Origin of the sequence: Alteribacter lacisalsi, from assembly GCF_003226345.1 — a bacterium.
Taxonomy (GTDB): Bacteria; Bacillota; Bacilli; order Bacillales; family Salisediminibacteriaceae; genus Alteribacter; species Alteribacter lacisalsi.
Genome location: NZ_PDOF01000001.1, coordinates 349,784 through 371,435, shown reverse-complemented (window position 1 = coordinate 371,435; position 21,652 = coordinate 349,784). Strand labels below are relative to the sequence as shown.

Annotated in this window: 18 protein-coding genes and 1 other annotated feature; of the genes, 2 read left to right on the top strand and 16 right to left on the bottom strand. The window is 49.4% G+C overall.

The features are described 5' to 3' along the window. Window positions 1-259 precede the first annotated feature (259 nt). The 12 genes from radC to CR205_RS01620 all read right to left on the bottom strand — a co-directional run bounded on the left by radC (window position 260) and on the right by CR205_RS01620 (window position 15,059). The gene (gene radC / locus CR205_RS01675) at window positions 260-934 is read right to left on the bottom strand and encodes a RadC family protein (protein ID WP_236634750.1); all 675 of its coding nucleotides are present in this window, start codon (window positions 932-934) and stop codon (window positions 260-262) included. 67 nt (window positions 935-1,001) lie between these two features. Continuing rightward, complete coding sequence (locus CR205_RS01670) at window positions 1,002-1,574, bottom strand: Maf family protein (protein WP_110516315.1); 573 nt, start codon at window positions 1,572-1,574, stop codon at window positions 1,002-1,004. Between the two features lie 393 nt (window positions 1,575-1,967). Then, window positions 1,968-3,392: an aspartate ammonia-lyase gene (gene aspA, locus CR205_RS01665; RefSeq protein ID WP_110516313.1), complete on the bottom strand. Its 1,425-nt coding sequence runs from the start codon at window positions 3,390-3,392 to the stop codon at window positions 1,968-1,970. A 204-nt stretch (window positions 3,393-3,596) separates the two neighbouring features. After that, window positions 3,597-4,739, bottom strand: a complete 1,143-nt coding sequence (locus CR205_RS01660) for a hypothetical protein (protein ID WP_142669842.1) — start codon at window positions 4,737-4,739, stop codon at window positions 3,597-3,599. 410 nt (window positions 4,740-5,149) lie between these two features. After that, complete coding sequence (locus CR205_RS01655) at window positions 5,150-6,010, bottom strand: hypothetical protein (RefSeq protein ID WP_110516309.1); 861 nt, start codon at window positions 6,008-6,010, stop codon at window positions 5,150-5,152. After that, a complete protein-coding gene (locus tag CR205_RS01650) occupies window positions 6,010-6,918 on the bottom strand; it encodes a PilN domain-containing protein (RefSeq protein ID WP_110516307.1) in 909 nt (302 codons plus the stop codon). Before CR205_RS01650 ends, CR205_RS01655 begins: the two co-directional genes overlap by 1 nt. Before the next feature lie 6 nt (window positions 6,919-6,924). Then, entirely contained in the window at window positions 6,925-7,911 is a 987-nt protein-coding gene (pilM, locus tag CR205_RS01645) for a type IV pilus biogenesis protein PilM (RefSeq protein ID WP_110516305.1), read from the bottom strand. 158 nt (window positions 7,912-8,069) lie between these two features. Further along, window positions 8,070-8,810: a prepilin peptidase gene (locus CR205_RS01640; protein WP_201745334.1), complete on the bottom strand. Its 741-nt coding sequence runs from the start codon at window positions 8,808-8,810 to the stop codon at window positions 8,070-8,072. A gap of 729 nt (window positions 8,811-9,539) precedes the next feature. Further along, the gene (locus CR205_RS01635; protein WP_110516301.1) at window positions 9,540-11,210 is read right to left on the bottom strand and encodes a VanW family protein; all 1,671 of its coding nucleotides are present in this window, start codon (window positions 11,208-11,210) and stop codon (window positions 9,540-9,542) included. 57 nt (window positions 11,211-11,267) lie between these two features. Continuing rightward, window positions 11,268-11,699: a hypothetical protein gene (locus tag CR205_RS01630; RefSeq protein ID WP_142669841.1), complete on the bottom strand. Its 432-nt coding sequence runs from the start codon at window positions 11,697-11,699 to the stop codon at window positions 11,268-11,270. A gap of 189 nt (window positions 11,700-11,888) precedes the next feature. After that, window positions 11,889-13,592 carry a GGDEF domain-containing protein gene (locus CR205_RS01625; RefSeq protein ID WP_110516298.1) on the bottom strand — a complete coding sequence of 568 codons (1,704 nt, stop codon included), beginning with the start codon at window positions 13,590-13,592 and terminating at the stop codon, window positions 11,889-11,891. A 225-nt stretch (window positions 13,593-13,817) separates the two neighbouring features. Then, window positions 13,818-15,059: a bifunctional folylpolyglutamate synthase/dihydrofolate synthase gene (locus tag CR205_RS01620; RefSeq protein WP_110516296.1), complete on the bottom strand. Its 1,242-nt coding sequence runs from the start codon at window positions 15,057-15,059 to the stop codon at window positions 13,818-13,820. Window positions 15,060-15,175: 116 nt separating this feature from the next. Here CR205_RS01620 and CR205_RS01615 point away from each other — a divergent pair, with 116 nt between their 5' ends. Further along, window positions 15,176-16,066: a RimK family alpha-L-glutamate ligase gene (locus CR205_RS01615; protein WP_110516294.1), complete on the top strand. Its 891-nt coding sequence runs from the start codon at window positions 15,176-15,178 to the stop codon at window positions 16,064-16,066. A 137-nt stretch (window positions 16,067-16,203) separates the two neighbouring features. Here the strand turns inward: CR205_RS01615 and CR205_RS01610 are convergent, their stop codons facing one another. Continuing rightward, window positions 16,204-18,846 carry a valine--tRNA ligase gene (locus CR205_RS01610; RefSeq protein ID WP_110516292.1) on the bottom strand — a complete coding sequence of 881 codons (2,643 nt, stop codon included), beginning with the start codon at window positions 18,844-18,846 and terminating at the stop codon, window positions 16,204-16,206. Between the two features lie 76 nt (window positions 18,847-18,922). After that, window positions 18,923-19,201 (bottom strand) — a binding site (T-box leader). 185 nt (window positions 19,202-19,386) lie between these two features. On the opposite strand from CR205_RS01610, the gene CR205_RS01605 reads away from it, so the two are divergent. Next, complete coding sequence (locus CR205_RS01605; RefSeq protein ID WP_110516290.1) at window positions 19,387-19,581, top strand: hypothetical protein; 195 nt, start codon at window positions 19,387-19,389, stop codon at window positions 19,579-19,581. On the opposite strand, the gene CR205_RS20140 is transcribed toward CR205_RS01605, so the two are convergent. The 3 genes from CR205_RS20140 to CR205_RS01595 are packed head-to-tail and all read right to left on the bottom strand — an operon-like array spanning window position 19,574 to window position 21,651. Continuing rightward, window positions 19,574-19,714, bottom strand: a complete 141-nt coding sequence (locus CR205_RS20140; protein ID WP_161524631.1) for a hypothetical protein — start codon at window positions 19,712-19,714, stop codon at window positions 19,574-19,576. The genes CR205_RS01605 and CR205_RS20140 overlap by 8 nt on opposite strands. A gap of 6 nt (window positions 19,715-19,720) precedes the next feature. After that, window positions 19,721-20,731, bottom strand: a complete 1,011-nt coding sequence (gene ysxE / locus CR205_RS01600; protein ID WP_161524630.1) for a spore coat protein YsxE — start codon at window positions 20,729-20,731, stop codon at window positions 19,721-19,723. Then, window positions 20,728-21,651 carry a hypothetical protein gene (locus tag CR205_RS01595; RefSeq protein ID WP_110516286.1) on the bottom strand — a complete coding sequence of 308 codons (924 nt, stop codon included), beginning with the start codon at window positions 21,649-21,651 and terminating at the stop codon, window positions 20,728-20,730. Before CR205_RS01595 ends, ysxE begins: the two co-directional genes overlap by 4 nt. Between the last annotated feature and the right edge of the window lies 1 nt (window position 21,652).

The window sequence follows — 21,652 nt, the reverse complement described above, 5'->3', positions numbered from 1 at the left end:
ATACTCAAATTTCATTCAGATGAGTAGCATTTTCACAGCGAGTTGTAAAATTCCTCACATAGTCCTTACAACCCAGTGTCAATGTAACATGTACCGTTCCGCTTTACCAGTGAAAGGAGAGACAGTTTGGAGGGTGAGAATTCAAGGTTTTCAGAATGTATTGACGCTTTTTTATGCAGAATGTTCCGGATTTCCTCAATGTTCCTGACGGCACAACACCGGCAATCCGCTGAGAAGGGAATACCGGTGCTCTGGTCAGTTATACATATCCTTTTTCCTTAAGAGAAACAAACTGCTGATCGCCGATAATCACGTGGTCGAGGATTTCAATGCCGAGCACACTGCCGCATTCCACCAGGCGCTTCGTGACATCGATATCCTCCCGGCTGGGAGCTGCATCGCCGCTCGGATGATTGTGAAGGCACACGATCGAAGCGGCCGAATAACGGAAGGCTTCCTTAAACACTTCCCTCGGGTGAACGATCGAGGCGTTGAGGGAACCGATAAAGACGGTCTGCTTATAGATCACCTGGTTTTTGGTGTTCAGATACAGACACACGAAATGTTCCTGCATCAGGTGGCGCATATCGTCCATCACAAAATTAGCCACATCCTCAGGAGAGCGGATGGCGTAACGCTCTTCGGTAGGGAACTTGTGAATTCTCCTGCCGAGTTCAATAGCCGCCTTCAGCTGGACTGCCTTCGCATCCCCGATCCCGTGAATATCCTGAAATTCCTTAATCGAGGCATCCTTTAAAAGCCTAAGCCCATCGAAATGACGGATCACTCTTCCCGAAAGAGAGAGCACCGATTCGTCTCTCGTACCTGAGCCTAGGATGAGTGCCACCAGTTCCTGGTTTGTAAGTGAGGACGGTCCTTCCTGAAGCATCCGCTCCCTCGGCCGCTCACTCTTAGGCACATCCCGGATCATCATTTCAGTCACAACAGTCACCTTCTTCTGGTGACCGGCCTGCGAAACAGTGATGACAGTCTTAGTCGTTCTACGCCTGCCAGTTCACGCCAAATTCCTTTAACACCCGGACTGTTCTTGCCAGGGGCAGTCCGACAATGGCGAAATAGTCTCCTGAAATCCGTTCAACGAGGACGGCGCCGAGGCCTTGAATGCCGTAGCTTCCCGCCTTGTCAAACGGCTCACCGCTTCGGATGTACGCATCGATCTCTTCATCTGTAAGCGGGTAAAAATACACATCAGATTTTTCATAAAAGGTTTCCCTTTTTCCGTCGGCAATCACTGCTACACCGGTATAGACGCTGTGAGAGGTGCCGGACAGCTTTCGCAGCATACTTCGGGCGTCATCTCCATCAGCCGGCTTTCCAAGCACCTCACTGCCGATGGCCACAACAGTATCGGAACCGAGGACAATGTTTTCCGGGTGCTTACGAAACACAGCTTCGGCCTTTTGTTCTGCAAGGGAAACTACAAGTTCTCCCGGGCTTAGTGCCGGGTCTGTCCATTCTTCTATATCACTGGAAATAGTCTGGAAGGGTACGTGTGCCTGTTCGAGGAGTTCCTTCCTGCGAGGTGATTGTGAGGCAAGAATCAATCGTGTCATTGCGGATCCCCCTGACCGGTCAGCCGGCTCAGGTGTTAGAGGTAATTTTATCTTACCACAGAACCAGAAAGCCATAGACCTGATTATTTTTTAAAAACAGGCAGGAAAAATTGTCATACAATTCTCCTGCCCCCGATACGCTTTGAAAAAAAACTTTGTTCGGATAGATTGCTGCTTTTGACCAAATTAATTTTGGAGCGGATGGTGGCGACTCCAGCGGGAATAGCATTGGCTGAAGACCCCGCAGGGGGATTTTCCCGAGGAGGCTGAAGCGATGCCCACGGAAAGCGACCACCTGCAGCGTAAAAAACAGCATTCTTACCGAAAACAGCCTTGAAAAAAGATGATGAATTCCTACGCTGAAAGCGGAACCTGATCAGATTGTCCTTTTTCCTACTCTTCCCCGAAAAGAAGTTCGGATGCGGCAATTCCCGGTCTCGTCATTTCTTTCGGGTCGAGAATCCGGTCGAGCTCTTCTTTTGTGAGAATACCTCGTTCAATGCAGATCTCCCGGACACTCATGCCGGTACTGATGGCTTCCTTCGCAATTCTTGCTGCCGTTTCATAGCCTACATGGGGATTGATGGCTGTGATAATCCCGACACTTGTTTCAACCATTTCACGGCATCGCTCGACATTGGCTGTGATGCCGTCCACGGCGAAGTCACGAAACACGGTAATGCCGTTCTGCATAATCGAAAACGACTGAAGGAGGTTAAAGACAAGCACTGGCTCCATCACGTTCAGTTCCAGCTGTCCTGCCTCAGAGGCAAGGCTGATCGTATGGTCGTTTCCAATTACCTGAAATGAAATCTGATTCACGACCTCGCACATGACCGGGTTTACTTTGCCCGGCATGATCGACGACCCTGCCTGACGCGGCGGCAGATTAATTTCATTAAAACCTGTGCGCGGCCCCGAACTCATCATCCGGAGGTCATTTGCAATTTTGGACATGTTGATCGCGAGAATTTTCATAGCCCCTGACAACTGCGTGTAGGCATCCGTATTCTGTGTTGCATCCACAAGATCCTCTGCACTGTGAAACGGCATATTCGTATCTTCCGAGAGGTATTCCGTCACCTTCGTAATGTAATCGGGCATCGCATTCAGGCCTGTACCGACAGCCGTTGCACCCATGTTGATCTCATAGAGAATATCCACCGAGCTCTGAACACGTTTCAGATCCCGTGAAAGCACCCTGCGGTAGGAGCCAAACTCCTGCCCAAGACGGATCGGTACGGCATCCTGCAGGTGGGTCCGCCCCATTTTGATGACGGTATCAAACTCCATTTCCTTTTTCTTCAGTGTCTCAATCAGATCATTGAGGGCTGTAATCAGGCCCCGAGAGAGATGAAGACAGGCAATATGTATCGCTGTAGGAAACGCATCGTTCGTAGACTGAGCCATGTTCACGTGCGTATTCGGGCTTACCATCATGTATTCGCCTTTTTTCCCGCCGAGAATTTCAATCGCCCGGTTGGCAATCACTTCATTTGCGTTCATATTAAACGACGTACCGGCACCGCCCTGAATGCTGTCCACAATAAACTGTTCGTTGAGCTTCCCTTCGATCACTTCTTCCGATGCCTGGATAATCGCCTCGGCAATACGTGGGTTAAGAACGCCCACTTCCCGGTTCGCCCTTGCTGCAGCTTTTTTCACGTGACCAAAAGCACGGATCAGCTCCCCGTGCGGCGGGTATCCGGTAATCGGAAAATTCTCTTTAGCCCGGACTGTCTGAATACCGTAATAGGCATCCGCCGGAATTTCCTTCTCCCCCATCAGATCCCGTTCCACTCTTATATTCTGTACCATTTCCGCGTCATCCTTCCTTGTCTTCGTAACCATCTTTCCTTATTGTATAAAAAAAAGCGGGATTTTGTAAGGTGAAGGTTTGTATTAATAGATAGTATGGCTGGAGGCTCGGCTCTTTTTCCCGATCAGTGAAGAAAAGCCCATTGCATGCGTGCAAAAATAGAAGCAGCCGCCATCGCAGGCTGCTGCTCACATCGCCAATCCTTAATTCAATTTATTCACAAGTCCTTCATAAAGCAGCACACTTTCAAGGAGCCGGTGCTGCAGGTCCCATCCAGTTACATCATCGTGCTGGAGCTGTTCAACAGCTTCGCCGGTCTTCGCTGTCCAAAGCGCAGCTGCTTCCTGCACGGCCGATGATTCTTCACTGAGATGATCGAGCTGGGCTTTCCACGTATACCACTCATCCGCCAGCGCGTTCAAGTCACCAGCCGATACTCCGGAACTGTCAAGCGTCAATGCCGCCCCGTATCCGAGCAGCTCGTCCATCAGCTGTGTACCGGCATACAGATAAGCGGCTGTATCCTCTGCTACTGGTGAATCTTTTCCTGCCACACTGTACACTTTCGTATACGTATCGTAACCGGCATTTGTATAAACCGACGCCAGCTCATCCCCGGTTCCTTTGTTCGGTGCAATACCGATAAACAGGAAGCGCGGATCGGAGCTTTCGGTAAGCACCGCAGGATAACCTTCTGCCCTCATGCTTCGAACGGCTTCGTTTCCTTTTTCAGCAGTAGAAAAAGCGCCTCCCTGCACCACATGAACGGTGAGGCTCGGAATGCCTCCCGTAAACGTCTCGTCCGTCACCGATCCCGCCGGCACAACCGCTGTCACCTGCTGTGCGGCTGCCTCAGCTCCTCCTGCCGCTTCCGCGGCCGGCGGGGATGCGGAACTGGCATAGTCGGATTCACTCGTTGTAAACAGGGTATACATCATCAAGCCGAAGCCTGTCCCAACGATAATGGCCGACATGATGACAGCGAGCATCCGGCCAGGGAGCTGGAAATCGGGGAAGGTGAATGTTCTTCTGGACGGACGGTTCTTTTTCCGCTTTACCGGCGGAAGCTTTGGACTCGTGTCCCTGTTTCCGTCATCCCAGAAAGGCTTTCTCAGTAGTGATTTTTCTTTATGGTGCCTGCCGAAATCAACGATATTTCCCTGATCGGCCGTTTTCTTCCCTCCGTGGGGCTCTTCTGCTGCCATAACCCAGTGAAAAACCTCAGGTTCATCTTTTTCTTCTTTGGATGCCGCTGTCTCGGACTGGACGCTGTCTGTGTCGTCTTCACGGAAGATCAGTTTCTTTTCCCCATTCATCCGGATCGTAATGACATTTTTTTTATCCACCACGCCCAAACTCCTTTCACCGTGATCGTTATACTTAACTCTATTAACTTGCACCGGGTGATAGAACTGGCATTTTCCTGATGGCGGCATCCTTCTGTTTATTTTTTGGCACCTTTAAAGGTTGTTGCTAATTTCCGCTCACTACGCTCCCTTTCCGCGGGCACCACTGCAGCCAGCAAAGAAGTACCGTGCTTCTTCCTCTGCCAGAACCGCTCCGAAGCGAATTCACGAAGTAAACGCTCGTCCCTGCGGGGTCTTCCGTCGGTGCTTTTCCCGCTGGAGTGTCGCGCATTCGCTGCAATCAAATTTAGAAACATCTACTTCAAGCCCTAACACAGCCATTTCTTTAGGAGAGTACGTCAAACGGAGCTCCTGATCAGTATTTTTTCAGGACTGCGTATAATCATTTCTTAATCAAGAAACGGCTGGTCTCTGTCCTCGTAAATCGGATAATCAGCTCTCGGCGCTTCTTCTTTCAGATCTGCAAGAGCAGGATAGTAGTAGGAAGACACAACCACCTGAAAATCAAGCAGGTCCTCACCGTCAATAATCATCCGGTCTTCTGTATCACTGTCAGCATCCTCGTCTTTTGTAAAATAAATGGTTTCAATGTTCATGATTCGTGTCATCTGATCAAGCTCAGCTAAAAACCGGATCAGGTGATCGTACGTATCCACGCGGACATCCATTGTTGCTGTCTGCTTATACATGCCGTCGTATTCGGCTCCGCGCCATTCACCGTCAACGAAGTCACGCTCTTCTTCTTTTGTCACAGATCCTTCCTCAAGAGGCTCATCAGAGTCCCCGTCCTCAGGATCGCGGGTGTCTGTATCATCCGTTTCCTCTTCAACGATGTTCGCTTCTGCCGGATCCGGCACATCACCGTCTGCCCCTGAATCCGTTGTGATCCCTCCGCCAAGCACTTCGTACACCGGTGCCGAACTTTCCATCGACAGATTCATCACACGTACACCGGCAATCTCCTCACTCATGTTAATGTCCAAAAGGAACTGATCGGTCAATGAAACGACCGGGAGCTCCCGCTGAAGCGGGGTGGACGAGGAGGTATGGCTGTCCCGCTGTTCCTGCAATTCCGTACGCTCCACACGCAGATGGGCAATCTGCTGTTCTTCTTCTTCAATATCCGCTGCCATGGTTTCCCTCTCTGTCTGCTTAGGCTGTACGTAGAACATATATGCTGCTGCGAGTACGGCAAAAAGTACAAATGATGCTGCCAGTGTGAACGGCAGGAGACGTGTTGAATGACCCATTATTCATCGCCTCCGTTCTGTTCGTTATTCATTTCTTCATCGATATCTTCGTCGATATCCGCATCAATATCCAGATCCGTTTCGGACTCATCTTCCCCATCAGGCATGTCTGTATTCTCTTCTTCATCGAACTGGAAATCTCCTTCTCCGTCTGTATCAATATCCAGATCAAGATCCAGGTCGATATCCACATCAATGTCCGCATCGTCTTCTTCGATTCCATTTTCTTCGTCTTCTGCCGGCGGAGCAGGCTCCGTTCCCTCAATGCCTTCCTCTTCTAGCTCCTCCTGAAATGCTTTTACGCCAAGCGGATCAAGCGTCACCGTCATTGCCGCTACATAGTGGGGAAGGTAAGCCGTATCAGACATGGCAGGCTGACTCTGAAAGCCGAAACCCTGCTCCGTTTCCTCCTGCTCATCCTCTTCCGGAATCATATCCTCTCCGGTCACTTCGTGCAGCGTCACCTGTGAAACCATCCCCGAGTCTTCCAGTGCACGATGGTAGTAAGCCACATCCGGCATCTCGTAGAACGCTACTTCTATGTAGACATCAAACGGAAAATTATATTCATATTCCACAAAATACCCTTCAGGAGGCATGAGCCTCACCATTTCATGAAGCACCGCACTGCCCGGCATTACTTTCTGGTTCATCTCGGTAATCATTTCCGCAAGCTTCATCTGATCCTCATCTGAAAGCTCATTAATATCACCCCGGATTTCCGCAGCCTCAATCTGTCGGTCCATTCTTTCTTCCTCAAGAGCTGCCGTTTCCCTATCCAGAGCAGCACCCCAAAGACCGGCCCCGATCAGAGCCGCAGCGCACAGGGCCGCAAAACCGCCCAGCACATACATGACCCTCTTATCCTTCTTTTCACGTTTCGAAAGTAAGTTAATTTCAACTGGCATTTGCGACTACACCTCTTTTTTCAGCAACAGTCCTACCGTTTCATGAAAACGTTCAGGAATACTGATATCGGAATTCGACACACGTAATTTAGCAGAATCATACCGCTGAACCGGAATATCAAACTTCGACCGGCAGTCTTCTTCAAAATAAGAGAGAAACGGATGATCCCCGTCGATACTCACTTTCGTAAGATCCTTCTCCCCCTGATGATAGGATGATCCGTAATAGTTTCTGAGTTTTCTCACATCAAAAAGAATATCCTCCCACGCCTGCATCACCTCAGCCTCGCTGCCCTTCCACTCATAGGTCAGCTCACCGTCAACCGGCTCCACGTCCCACTGATGACCTTCGGTTGCCCAATTCAAATGACGCGTAACAACCGGCGTTTCACCGTTGAATACCGTCAGAAGAACATGACTCGGATAACACTGCATCACAAGTAGATGTTCATTCGGCTCCTGATAACGGGCATCATGGTAAAAACGGTAAAACGCAAGGGGCGACACATCCGCTGCCACCGGCTTCAGCTTCACCGTCTCAAGAAGCTTCGCATACTCCGCCACCGCCTCCTCAGGCGCAGCCACAATCAGTAGATGTCTCTGCCGGTCATCAGCAGACACTTCCTCCCAGTCAAACGCCGGCTCCTCAAACGGAAGATGCAGCTCCTTGCCGAGCTCCATATACAAATGCCCCGTCGTCTCCTCATCCTTCACCTCAAGAGGAACAGAATGCTCCCGCACCACCACAAGCGAGTCCGGAATCGTAAAAACCACCTTCTGCTTCTTCAGCTGCCACTCCTCCACACACTCCTCAAGAATCGTGACCAGCGTATCCCATTCCAGAATCCGCCCGTTTTCAATCACACCCTTCGGAAGATACCGCTCGCCAAAATCAGCCACATCCTCCATCGACGTATTACGCCCCCGCACATAGCGGATCGCATGATCTTTAATCGTAATCGCCGTCATCACCTGTCTTCTCCCAATACCCATCTTATCTCCTCACCTTAAATGAACTGTATACACCAGTAAAAACCGTGCCGGGCAAATAAACAATGCCGTTTTTTTTGATTTCTCCGCTGGTAACCGGATACCTTTTAACCGGCTCTGCGCCTCAACCACTGCCAACCGTCTATGCTTCGAAGCAGCCCTTAAAAGAGACTGCTGTACCACATCCACATTTCAGCCCCGTAAAAGTAAACGATCAGGGAGCCTGCTGCGATTGAGGGACCGAAGGGAATCAGGCTTTTTCTCGTTTTTCCGAAGAAGAACATCCCTGCAAGACCGGCAATTGCACCAATCAGGGAGGCAATGAAAATACTCACTACGACGATCGGAAACCCGAGGACAACCCCGATTACGGCATAAAGCTTCACATCGCCGCCGCCCATACCGCCTTTTGACAGAAATGCGATAATAAACAGAATTCCGAAGCCGGTAAGCATCCCCGCAATCGAAAGCCACCACGGGTCCGGTGCTGCAAACGTCAGTCTGAGAAACAAAAGGGGCACAAAAAAGAACACGAGCACCTTGTTTAATATCAGAAATGATGTCAGGTCACTGACCGTAATAATGACGAGAAGGGATACGAACAGAAGGCTTACAAGAAACTCTGCGCTCCACCCAAACTGGATGTAGCTGAGGAGAAACAGTCCGCCTGTGATCAGTTCCATTACCGGATACAGTGGACTTACCCGCTCGCCGCAGCTTTTGCAGCGGCCCCGTAAAAATATGTACGACAGTACCGGTACAAGTTCCCCTGCCTTGAGCCTGTGCCCGCACTTCGGGCACTTGGAACCGGGAGAGACGGCAGACTCTCCTTTCGGCAGCCTCATACCGACTACATTATAGAAAGAGCCCATAATCAAACCGAATAAAACCATGTAGAACATCACTACGATCTCCAACCGATCACCAGCTCTCTTATTCACTTATCAATAGGTGTGGCCGCACCGCTGCCACTCTGCTAAACTGCTTATCTTCTATTATAGAACCTTTCAACGTCGAGAGAAACCGAAACTTGGGAGATTTTGAAAATAAATGTCTGACCGGGGCGCATGTGGGGAAGTGCAACTAGATTATATAAGACATTGTTGATTAATCATTTTTAACTGGACATCCGTGATAAAATCTGTACCTGCCAATGAACTTGAGCCATTACTCCCTCATCAGGAAAGTGTATTTAACGATCAGCCATTATCTTAATAAAAAGAAGAGGTATTCATCGATGATGAATACCTCTCCCATTATGGTTTAATCACTGTAACTGTAGAGTATTCCAACCTGCTGCTCTGTAATAACCTGTGCTTCGACCAGTAAATCATCAAGTCTGCGGTGCCGTGATTTCACTCTGTTTGTCTCCAGCTGTAAAAATCATTTAAATTAAAGCTTTTTTCGGAAAGATTGTTGTTTCAAGACGCTGCAGGCGGACGCTTTCCGCGTGCATCGCTTCAGCCTCGAAAAAAATCCTGCTTCTTCCTCTGCCAGCACACCCTCCGAAGCGATCTGCGTCGAAGCAACTCGCAGCTTATTCGTGAAGCAGACGCTCGCCGCTGGAGTCACCGCCTTTCGCTCAATTATAAAGTGGTCAATAGCAACAATCTGTTCGAATACAGCCTAATTTAATGTCCTTTTATCGGCAGTTCTTCTTCTTCGTCTTCTTCGTCATCCCCAGCAGGTGGGGCCAGTCCGCCGGTGCCTGTGCCAGGACCGTCTCCACCCTGTCCAGTGGTGCCTGAATCACCAGGTCCGGTTCCATTTTCACCATTACCGCCAGTTCCCGGCTGGGTAAAGTCAGATTCCTCGTCCTGTCCCGGCGCTGTTCCTCCGTTATCGCTGCCCGGGCTGTCTCCCGGCTGCCAACCGCTGCCGTTCTGATCCTGACCAGAAGAGCCATTTTCGCCGTTTTGCCAGTCATTTTCACTGCCATCCTGCCACTGGCCGCCATTATCGTCCTGCCAGTCTCCATTCGGATCCCAGCCGTTATGTTCATCAGGGTCTGTACCGCCGTTAGGATCCCAATCGTCTGGATCCTGACCGTTTCCGTTTGGATCCCACCCGTTCTGACCATCAGGATCTGTGTCTCCGTTTGGATCCTGCCACTCTTCTTCAGGCTCCTCTTCTTCTTTATACCGTTCTTCAATACTCCACTCTTCCAATCGATTTTCAGGCGGGTAGTAGTCTTCGGATACAACCTCTTCCCGTTCCTCTGTATCCTGGACATTTTGAAGAGAAATGTGACGGACTGTACGGATGTGATAGCCCGGATGACCCTCGCTGATCACTTCGCGGTCCCCTTCTGCACGGCTGCTTGAAAACCGCACCTTGGTTTTCGGTTCAATTTCCGCCATTTCTTCAACGCTCACACGGATGTCATATGGGAAAGGAAGTCCGTAGAGGGAAGCTTCAACTGACCCGTTCTGCTCATTGATCTCAAGTTCATACGTGTCTGCATTCGGATTGCGGAAAACCAGGTCCCTCTGTCCGGGTACAACTGCTGCATCAAACCCAAGCGGTACTTCATCCAGCAGTTCATAGCGCTGGGAGCGCTCCAGTATTTCAAAATTACTGTGCAGGAGTGTTTCGTATACAACTGATGCGATCACAGCCAGCTCATCGGAGGATTCGGTTCCGGGACCGTTTTCATCCAGCACGTCCAGCATGGAGAACGCTGCTCCTGGCGGTATTTCAACTGTGCCAATGGTTCCCGCGATCCCCTGCTGATCCGCAGGAAGCTGACGCTGAGTCGAAGCCACGATCGTTTCCTCCGGCTGTTCTTCGGCATAGAGGTATAAATGAACATTCTTTTCAAGATCTTCTACAGGCAGCTGGGAAACACGTTCCTCAAGCTCTGCTGTGAGTGTTTCCACATCAATGCGGTCGTCAGGGTTATCAGTAAATGAGAATTCTGACAGGTGCTCACGGATGTCCTGCTCATTTACGCTGACGCTCAGTCCTTCTGTCCGGCCTTCACCTGCAAACATCCGCTCGACAGATTCGTCCACATCAAAGGAAAACGTCTCATTGGATAATGTCCGTTTTTCGTCATACCAGACAAGAGAAACCGTTGCCTGGTTCTCCCACTGATCCAGTTCAGCCTGAACAGCTGTTACTGCTTCATCCTCACTCATTTCACTTACATCGACACCGGCAATCTGAGTTTCCCGTTCAAGCCGTTCATCCTGCCAAAACGTTTCGTATGCAAGTGAACCGGTATATGAAAATAATGATAAAAATGCGACACTGCCTACTAGGACGACCAGCGATGCTGCAAACCATTCATGAAACTTCACGGCACTTCCTCCTGACAATTTAATCTGCTAATCTCGTGCGGTTTGGCTAAAGAACTTTTATCTGCGTTTAAACAGCTGTTTTTCTTTTTCCTGCTCTTCTTTTTGAGGCTGCTTATGTACGATGTCACTTCCCGGCTGCTCTGATCTCGTATTTCCGTCCGGATCTGCTCTATATTTTTCACGGGCATCAGTCTGGTCACTGCTTCCTGTCTCTTTACCTTCCTTTTCCACCTCTTCCACATCTTCAACCCCGGAGTTTCGGCTGAATTTTGCTCCGGCAATGGCTGAAACGAGAATCAGCACCAGCACCAGCGCTGAAAGCGGAACCCACCATGGATATAATTCCAGAAGGGCAAACGAGCCAGCTGTAAGTCCCCCGGCAGCAAGAACAAGCGCTACTGTAACTTTCCTTGAGAAAACAGAAGGAAGCAGAAGCATAACAGGCATTAGTAAAACCGTACCAATAGCTATAAACAAATATTCAGACAACCCTGTTCACCTACTTATCTCGAAAAATACTGACAAAATATCTGCTATTTTCATTTTATACCAGACTTGGCAACAATGAAAGGAGAGCAACCGGAGTTTTTTGTAAATTCTCCCCTTATTTTGTCATACAAAAATCAAAAGCCGGGGCTCATGAACATCAGCCCCGGCTTTTGATTTCAAAATGATAGATTAACTGGTTACTTCACAGGAATGAAAGTTCGCCACCCGGTTACGCCCTTTTTGCTTTGCCCCGGTATACATCGCTCTGTCCGCATTACGCAGAACGCCCATGGCACTCTCATCCGGATTGGTTTTTCCAGCCACCCCGATACTGGCTGTTACCTGAATGTACGCCTGCCTTCCTTCATCAAGATCGTTCTCGACTTTAAAACGGTGTACTTCAAGTGATGTTCTCAGCGTTTCAGCCAGGCTGTGGGCAAAGCTCACATCTGTATTATCAATAAGAATGACAAACTCTTCTCCGCCATAACGGGCTACGGTTCCCCGGTCACCAACATGCTTTTTCAGCACGTCTGCCACCTGGCAGAGGACTACGTTTCCACTGTGGTGTCCGAAAGTATCATTCACTCGCTTAAAACGATCGAGGTCGAGGAGAATGATGGCAAACTGCCTGCAGTCAGTGGTCTGAAGGTCGTACTTCTCAACGAGAAGGTTTTCAAAGAAGCGAAAATTATAAAGGCCTGTCAGGGCACACCGTTCACTTTCCCGCTTTTTCTTTTCATAGCTTCTTGCGTTCTGCGCGGCTACGGCCATGTAGTTTGCCATAAATTCCAGGATCATGGCATGACGCTTTTCAAATGCCTTTTTACGTTCGGACGTAAGTGTCACTACGCCGACAATGCTGTTATTTCTCATGACTGGGACACTGAGTATGGACTGGGTATCCGGCAGGTTCTTCCTTGATTCGATATGTAACCACTGCTTACGGCTGTCAAAATGAGAGGATGCCTCCCTCCTCAGTACCTCCATGCTGATCCCGTCTCCTTCAGGCAGCGCTCCTTCTTCTTCACAGAGAGGATTAACCTGAAGCCTGCCTTGGATCTTATCATACAGATAAATGCGGTCTGCTGGAAAAATGGCACGGACATGTTTGTAAAAAAGACTGATAATCCCGTTCACTGTCAGACTTTCATTTACCTGATAACCGAAAGCACTCACTTCCTTCAGCAGGTCATTGGTCGTTTCAGTATTATGATACTGCCGCAGAATAAGGGAGACGCTGATAAAGGGAATCCCCATTAACAGGATGGCAACAAATCCGATCTGCTGGTAAAGCACCGTCAGTGTGAGGCCGACGGGGATGATCATAATAGCGGAAATAGCCTCCCACTTGAGCCCTTCATCCCAGAAACTGACACCTTCCCGGCTGGCGACATATTTCATAGATAAATAAATAATAACGTGATTGGATACAAAAAACGTAAGGGCATACCCGAGTGTCGGTATGATTTCATTCATCAAAGTAAGACGTTCGAGGCTTCCCGTTGTTCCTCCCAGCAGATAAAAGACACCGGCAGAAGACAGGGAAACGACCATAAAGATGAGGGAGTTAAAAGGAACACGGTACAGTTCCCGTTTTGTCAGTCGCAGTGTCAGGAGGGCTGTGAAAAGTGCCAGCTGGGTAACAGCCATCTCTATGAGGAGCCCGAATTGAAGGAAAACCGCCAGCGCAATTCCGTGAAGAGGGATCAGTGAAGTGTTTTTTATACGAATCGGAAACAAAGAGACGATGACAATCAGCAATGCGAAAGCCGAAAGGGCAATGGTCTGATCGTGGCTCATCATGGTTATGCGATCGATAAAAAAATAAAGGAATAAAGGAAATGCCAGGGCCCATATGAGCCAGAAGGTTCGTTCTCTTCCTTTTGTCATGCCGTCTCTCTCCTCTTATGTGACTTACTGGAGGGCTTCTTTTTCCGCAATAGTATGAATTTTCCACTAACTGGTTGGTGGTTTTATTCTATCACAAGGCGTTCTCTATTGTTAATACTAATGTCTCAATTTTTCAAAAAGTTATGAAAAAAACGGAACCGTAAGTAGGTATTTTGTGCCACATAAACTAAAGATAAGGCAGAAAGGTAGTCATTAATGACTACCTCACTTAACCAGCAGAGCTCTCATTTTCCCCACAAATGCCTGTGAGCCTGTTATAAGAATGCCCGTTTTTTCATTTTGTTCACTCATCTGACTGTAAAGCCAGCGTTCAGGATCATCGGTCTGGCCGGCTGTCACATCAGCCTGCAGCAGATCAGCGGTTTCTGCGGCCCGGGGGTCACAGAAAGTGGTGACCGTAACGGATGCGGAAGATTCACTGAGGACCGAAAGCATCCTGGTATAGTTTTTATCCTTCATGGATGCAAAAAGGACCGAGAAAGAACGATCCGGGTAGATTGTTTTCAGGGTTCTGCAAAGTGCGTTCACAGCAGCAGGATTATGAGCCGTATCAATCACCACGAGCGGTTCTGCGCTAACCGTTTCCAGTCTTCCGGGAACCTGTGCCTCCCTGAGGCCGTCACGGATTGCTTCTTCATCCGCCATCATGGCGTAATACTGCTTCATATAATCGAGCGCCATCAGTGCAAGAGCGGCATTGGTGACCTGATGCTCCCCTTTCATGGTGATCTTAAGCGAAGACAGGGACTGGTAGGAAGATGTGTAGTCAAACACTGTCTGCTCTGTTTCGATTGAGCGGATTTCTGTTTTACCAGCAGCGCCGGGTCCATAGAGCTTTGAGTGTCTTGATTCTGCTTCTTCCTTAAGAATGTCCAGAGCCTCCCCTTCTGCTCCTGTTACTACTGGAACACCGGACTTAATAATCCCCGCTTTTTCCCGGGAAATGGCACGAATGTTGTCACCGAGCCACGCTTCGTGATCCATGTCCACATTCGTAATAATGGAGACAAGGGGAACGATCAAATTCGTCGCATCCTCACGTCCTCCAAGCCCGGTTTCAATAATTGCCAGATCAACCGGCTTGATCGTGGAAAAGAAGTACAGCGCAGCCGTGGTCATTTTTTCAAATTCCGTTACCTGTGTATTCAATTCTTTTTCCGTTTCTTCGATTGCAGGCGCGATTTCGCCCAGACAGTGACGAAGTTCACTGGCACTTATCTGCGATCCATTAATGGAAATCTGCTCTGCAGGTGAATGCCAGTATGGCGATGTATATGTACCAACAAATAGCCCGGAGCGTTTGAGCACTTCCATCAGGAATGCTGTGGTCGATCCTTTTCCGTTTGTGCCTGCTATATGGATCGTTTTGACACGCCTCTCAGGGTGCCGGAGCTTTTCCATCAGGCTTTCCATCCGTTCGAGTCCCATATTAATCTGATTCGTCATTAAAAAATGCCTCCGTTTCGTCTGTGTAAAACACTTTTCGATTTGCTAAAATAAAACTGTCCCTTAATTCTGCACAAGAGTAATTAAAATTGCAATGAGAGAAGGAGTACACGCTTATGACCTATGGCTGGCTTGTGGCAAACAGCAGTCTGCAGACGGAAAAATTCATGGATTACGCCGACTGGATGAAAAAAGAAGCAGAAAGACAGGGGGTTATGCTGGAACTGGTCTGGAACAGCGACATTCCAGTAGTTTTCGACTGCCTGGGCAGACGCGATTTTGCTCTTCCCCGGCATAAATCCCATCCGGATTTTGTTCATTTTGCAGACAAAGATCTGCATCTCGGTGCTCATCTTGAATCTGCCGGTCTTAGGCTGTTTAACCGGACCAGGACTGTAGAAGCATGCGACAGCAAAGCGCTCATGCATACCAGACTGGCCGGCCATGGGATTCCCGCTCCGCGAACCGTCATTGGACCGAAAGTGTACGAGGGCTGTGAACAGGCAAACACTGCTCATATTAATAACATTATTGACCTTCTCGGTCTCCCGCTGATTGTCAAAGAAGCATACGGCTCCTTCGGTAAGCAGGTGTATAAAGCCGAAACCCGGCACGAACTGGAGGCGATTATCGGCCGGCTCGGAAGCAGGGAAATCATCTTTCAGGAAATGATTACAGAAAGCGCCGGAAGAGATGTCCGCCTGAATGTGGTTGGCAGCAGGGTCGTTGCCTCAATGAAGCGGACTTCTGTTTCTGATTTCCGGGCAAACGTATCGGCAGGCGGCGCAACAGAAACGTGGGAACCATCTGAAGAAGAAAAAGAGATTGCGGTGAAAGCTGCCAGTGCTGTAAACGCCGACTTTGCCGGCGTGGATCTTCTGTTTGGAAAAGACGGGCCGGTGCTCTGTGAAATTAATTCCAACCCCCATATCAGAAGTATTTACGAATGTACCGGAGTGAATGTAGCCGTCCCAATGATTGAGCATATTCTTACCGAGATAAAATAAAACATCACCATAAGTAATCCGCTGTAATAATGCCTATTACAGCAAAGTGCCCTCACCGCTGGTGAGGGCACTTCTATTTAACTGAGTTTTGTCCCAGCCTCACTTCTATTTAGCTGAGTTCTGTCACAGCCTCGTTGCTAGTTTTTCAATTCGGCAATACGGGCATCCACTTTATCACGCTGTTCGAGGTAATCTTTTTCTTTTTCACGCTCAGCTTCCACAACGGATTCAGGTGCTTTGCTTACAAAGCCTTGGTTACCGAGTTTTTTCTGAACACGGGTGACCTCCTGGTCAAGGCGTTTCCGCTCCCCTTCAAGACGCTCGATTTCCGCATCCAGATCGAGAAGGCCGGCAAGTGGCATGTAAAGCTCAACACCGGACAGAACGCTGGACATGGATTTTTCCGGAGCAGTAAGCCCGGTACCCATCTTCAGATCACTTGGGCGGCAGAACCGCTCAATGTACTCCTTGCCGCGCTCAAGCTGAGCGAGAATGTCTTCGTGATCGGCATTGATCTGAAGCTCTACTTCTTTACTCATCGGTACGTTCAGTTCGGCACGGGTATTACGGACAGAGCGGATGATACTCTGAAGGATCTCCATATCCTTAACCGCCTGGATGTTCATCAGCTGCTCATTTTTTTCCGGCCACTTGGCTACCGTGATGGATTCGCCTTCGTGCGGCAGGTGCTGCCAGATTTCCTCTGTAATAAACGGCATGAACGGATGAAGCAGACGAAGCGTCTGATCGAGCACGTGAGCAAGAACAGACCTGGTTGTGAGCTTTGCTTCCTCGTCGTCTCCGTTCAGCGGAAGCTTCGCCATTTCAATGTACCAGTCACAGAAGTCATCCCAGATGAAGTTGTATAGGGCACGGCCCACTTCCCCGAATTCGTATGCATCGATATATTTTGTCACGTGTTCGGTTGTTTCCTGAAGACGTGTGAGAATCCACTCGTCCGCAATTGATTTTTTCCCGCTCAGGTCAATCTCATCGTGCTTAAGACCGTCCATGTTCATAAGGGCAAAACGGGAGGCGTTCCAGATCTTGTTTCCGAAATTCCAGTTCGCTTCGACTTTTTCCCAGTAGAAACGGAGATCCTGCCCCGGTGAGCTTCCTGTGGACAGGAAGAAACGAAGGGAGTCGGCACCGTACTTGTCGATCACGTCCATAGGATCGACACCGTTTCCGAGTGATTTACTCATCTTCCGACCTTCAGCATCACGAACCAGACCATGAATCAGTACGTCTTTAAACGGACGTTCACCGGTAAACTGAATCCCCTGGAAAATCATCCGGGCAACCCAGAAATAAATGATGTCGTATCCGGTTACGAGTACGTCAGTTGAGTAATAGCGCTTAAAGTCAGGCGCTTCCTCATTAGGCCAGCCCATCGTGGAAAACGGCCAGAGGGCAGATGAGAACCACGTATCAAGAACGTCTTCGTCCTGCTCCCAGTTTTCAATATCTTCAGGAGCCGTACGGCCTACGTACAGTTCCCCTGTTTCCTTATGGAACCATGCCGGGATCCGGTGTCCCCACCAGAGCTGGCGGCTGATACACCAGTCACGGATATTTTCGATCCAGTGCATATACGTTTTTTCAAAACGGTCCGGTACAAAATCAACTTTGCCTTCGCCTTTCTGAAGTTCGATCGCCTGCTTGGCAAGAGGTCCCATCTTGACGAACCACTGAGTCGACAAATACGGTTCAACCACAGCACCGCTCCGTTCGGAGTGACCGACAGAATGCATGTGATCTTCAATTTTGAAGAGAACGCCATCCCCCTGCAGGTCTTTTACGATCTGCCTGCGGCACTCGAAACGGTCCATCCCCTGATATTTGCCGGCGTTTTCATTCATTACCCCGCCTTCGTCCATCACAAGTACGCGCTCAAGGTCGTGCCGGTTGCCGATTTCAAAGTCGTTCGGGTCGTGGGCTGGAGTAATCTTGACCGCACCTGAACCAAACTCCATATCTACGTAGTCATCCGCTACGATTTCAATCTCGCGGCCGACAATCGGAAGTTTTACTTTTTTTCCGATAAGGTCCTGGTAGCGCTCATCTTTCGGGTGGACCGCAACGGCTGTATCTCCAAGCATCGTTTCCGGACGGGTCGTGGCAACCTCAATGTGGCCGCTTCCGTCAGCAAGAGGATACTTCATATGGTAGAAACCACCCTGAACATCCTTGTATATAACCTCTATGTCAGAAAGTGCGGTCTTTGTCTGGGGATCCCAGTTGATGATGTACTCCCCGCGGTAAATGAGCCCTTCCTCGTATAGACGGACGAACACCTCGCGTACAGCGTCGCTCAGGCCCTCATCAAGCGTGAAGCGCTCACGGGAGTAATCCAGACTGAGTCCGAGCTTGGACCACTGCTGGCGGATAAAGTCGGCATATTCCTCTTTCCACTCCCAAGACTTTTCAAGAAACTTCTCACGGCCCAGATCGTGGCGGGAAACACCTTCCTCCCGAAGTTTACCTTCCACTTTGGCCTGGGTGGCGATTCCGGCGTGATCCATTCCAGGGAGCCAGAGTGCGTCATACCCCTGCATACGCTTCGTACGGATCAAAATATCCTGAAGTGTAGTGTCCCAGGCGTGCCCGAGGTGCAGTCGGCCGGTAACGTTCGGCGGCGGAATGACAATGGTGTAGGGCTTCTTGTTTTCGTCACCTGTAGCTTCGAAAAACTTTCCGTTTACCCAGTACGGATACCATTTGGCTTCAGTAGCCTGGGGATCGTACTTTGGCGGCATTGAAATGTCGTTTGTCATCATTTATATCCTCCTTGTTAAAATCGGTGTTCTATGTGATCTTTCAGGTGACCCGGAAACACAAAAAAACCCTCATCCGTCAAAGGACGAAGAGAGCATTGCTTCTCGCGGTACCACCTTTGTTTATACCGGGGCCACATAAGGACAGTGAATCCGATATACACTCGAGGGACCATAACGGGGTCTGCCGGTCCGGACTAATGGCTCTGGCAGGCGCCTGTTATCAAGGGCCTGTCGATGCGTTCGCGCGGACAACTCCGGGGTGACTTTCCATCCCTACATCCAAGAAAACCTTTCAGCAGTACGGTTTTCCTCTCTGGTGGGTTCACGATGTACTCTTCCCCATCACGGTTTACTATGTGAATACGATTATTTTACTCAAACTTTCCGTAAGTTGCAATAGGCACTGGCGGAATCTTTACAAACATCTTCCCCGAAACCTGGTGATTTTAAACCCGGTTTCCTTTCATCATACGGCGGCTACACATTTTCCCCTGCGCCTGCATACTATACAAATAAACCTGTGCAAGGAGGCTTCGCGCCGTGACCAGACGATTCAGCAAAACCCGTCTGCCTTTATGGGGGCGGCGGATTATCGATGCCTTTTATCAGTGTCTGCTTCCGATTATCTTTTTCCAACTCGTACGAACCCTCCTGTTTCCGAGCACTTTTGATGTCATTCTGCTGGCCACCCTGGCAATCTTTTATTTTTCAACCGCATACGGGTGGTTTAACTGATACGCACGGCCATATTGGCAGCGCGTATCTGTTTTCTTGTGTCTGCACTGTTCATTAAGATGTAATATGTCTCACGAATCTCCGAAAACGCAAAAGCACGGGACCGGTCCGGCTCCGTGCCTTTCCGAAGCATTTATTTTTACTCCTGCGGTTCCTGAAACAGGGTATTCATAAGGCGGTACGTGCGGTTGAGAGATAGAATCCGCCGCTCAAGGTGGGTAACCAGCTGAAGCTGGGTCCGTTCACGCTGCTCATTTATATAGAGGTCCACACTGTGAAACACACTTTCAGGAAACGCCAGGTAGCTCATTAAAAGGTGGCGCTCCTCATCAAACAGGGAAAAATGCCGTTCATACGTGCCGAGCCAGTGGATTCCTTCCGATGTATCCCATGGCTGGCTCTGGAAATAATGACGGAATAAAATCGCCAGCTCTCTTGCCGGCGTATCCAGGACGGCCCGCTCAAAATTCAGGAAATAGCCTGAGCCGTACTGATCAAACAGAACGTGGCTTCTGTTGAGTCTGCCGTGACAGAGCACGCTTCTGAATGCCTTCTTCTCCTTGCACATCTCCACCCATGACTCGAGATGCTCCTCAGCTGCTTCCGCCATCTGGATCATCCGCTGAAAGTGGGTTAAAAACGTCAGTTCAAAGGGGGACATATACATACTCGACTCCGCCTGGTCGGCAAAGCGTTCCATTTCCAGCTTCCTGCGGTCCCATCTTCCTTTAAGGGAATCAAATGACGCCTGGATCATCTCCTCAGAGTAGTCCTGGTTTTTTTCGGTCAGACCGTGGAGCTTTGCTGTTTCCTCCAGAATCACGTCTTCTTTGCTCACAGGATGCTGGAAGCGGTCGTGACCCTCATACCACGGCATCAGATAGTAAGCATCATTCCCTCTCCTTACGAGAAAATCACCGTACTTTGTCTGGATAATCGGCACCACATAATGAAAGCCGATTCGGTCCAGGCGGCGCATAACATGAATGAACCAGTCACCTTCCTCCCTCGTCAGCCGGGTCTTTTTCAGCGCAAAGATCCCGCGGGAAGTATGAATTTTACTCACTTTCCCAAATGACTCCACACGTTCCGGGTAAAGATCATAGTGAAACAGCACCGAGCCGAGGTGATCGTACGTTTTCGTTGTCAATTGGCCACCTTCTCTCTTTTTCCGTCCAGCCATTCACTTAATACAAGCACAAATGCCCGGGACTGTTCCCATTCTCTGTACATCGCTTCAAGAAGAAGATAAGCTTTTTCAGGATCTTCAGGTCCTGCCTTTCCGATCTGTTCCACCGTGCCAAGAAACTCCCACGGCACAAGAGCCTCCCGCAGTATTTCCAGGTAGATATCTTCATCAAACACACCGGAATTGTCAAGAGATTCCAAAAAGGTGGTAAACCGTTCTTTGCCAAAACTACTGCAGCATTCTTTCATGAAAGAGGCAGCTGACCGCAGACCTTTCTCAGGAAATCTTCCTGAGAAAGTCCAGAACAGCTGACCGTAGATTTCCCTCCCCTGTGCCATTCCTGTAAACGGATCAATAACAGGAAGGCGGGATTCCTCAAGTCTTGTAAGTCTGTCTGCTTTTTCAAGCCGCGAAACTGCTTCTGAGAGCGTCTTTTTCATAATCGACATGACGACGGGGTCTGTACGGGCAGGCAGTTTCCTGACCGCATCAACTATCTCCTGCTCAGACAGAAAGGGTCTTTTTAAATCCGCTCCATCCATTTTCAGACCAACTGTAATAGCCGCCCATGTGAGTTCGGCCAGTTCATGCTCCCGCCCTTCATATGAAAAAAGGGAAGTGACCTCATCGTGCAAGGTCAGCCACCCCTGTAAATCCAGAAAGGCCATGTCTCCATCCATTGTTCTGATCATCCGGTTTGTCAGGCAGACCCCACGGTTATCCACGGCTTCGCGCCACTGAATGTGCCAATTCATAAGCTGGTTATTTTCCCAGCGGCGCAGCACCTTGATGCCTTTTTCGGTACTCAGCTTTTCCCCTTTGACAATCCACTCCGCTTTATCGAATCCGTATGCTGCTTTAAGCTGTTCCAGCTCTGCCATA

Bases quoted from the DNA above. Each gene is read 5' to 3' on its own strand.
- radC (WP_236634750.1), bottom strand. From the start codon at position 934: ATGATGATCCGGGATGTGCCTAAGAGTGAGCGGCCGAGGGAGCGGATG.
- CR205_RS01670 (WP_110516315.1), bottom strand. From the start codon at position 1,574: ATGACACGATTGATTCTTGCCTCACAATCACCTCGCAGGAAGGAACTC.
- aspA (WP_110516313.1), bottom strand. From the start codon at position 3,392: ATGGTACAGAATATAAGAGTGGAACGGGATCTGATGGGGGAGAAGGAA.
- CR205_RS01655 (WP_110516309.1), bottom strand. From the start codon at position 6,010: ATGGGTCATTCAACACGTCTCCTGCCGTTCACACTGGCAGCATCATTT.
- CR205_RS01650 (WP_110516307.1), bottom strand. From the start codon at position 6,918: ATGCCAGTTGAAATTAACTTACTTTCGAAACGTGAAAAGAAGGATAAG.
- pilM (WP_110516305.1), bottom strand. From the start codon at position 7,911: ATGGGTATTGGGAGAAGACAGGTGATGACGGCGATTACGATTAAAGAT.
- CR205_RS01640 (WP_201745334.1), bottom strand. From the start codon at position 8,810: ATGTTCTACATGGTTTTATTCGGTTTGATTATGGGCTCTTTCTATAAT.
- CR205_RS01625 (WP_110516298.1), bottom strand. From the start codon at position 13,592: ATGACAAAAGGAAGAGAACGAACCTTCTGGCTCATATGGGCCCTGGCA.
- CR205_RS01620 (WP_110516296.1), bottom strand. From the start codon at position 15,059: ATGACGAATCAGATTAATATGGGACTCGAACGGATGGAAAGCCTGATG.
- CR205_RS01615 (WP_110516294.1), top strand. From the start codon at position 15,176: ATGACCTATGGCTGGCTTGTGGCAAACAGCAGTCTGCAGACGGAAAAA.
- CR205_RS01610 (WP_110516292.1), bottom strand. From the start codon at position 18,846: ATGATGACAAACGACATTTCAATGCCGCCAAAGTACGATCCCCAGGCT.
- CR205_RS20140 (WP_161524631.1), bottom strand. From the start codon at position 19,714: ATGCTTCGGAAAGGCACGGAGCCGGACCGGTCCCGTGCTTTTGCGTTT.
- CR205_RS01595 (WP_110516286.1), bottom strand. From the start codon at position 21,651: ATGGCAGAGCTGGAACAGCTTAAAGCAGCATACGGATTCGATAAAGCG.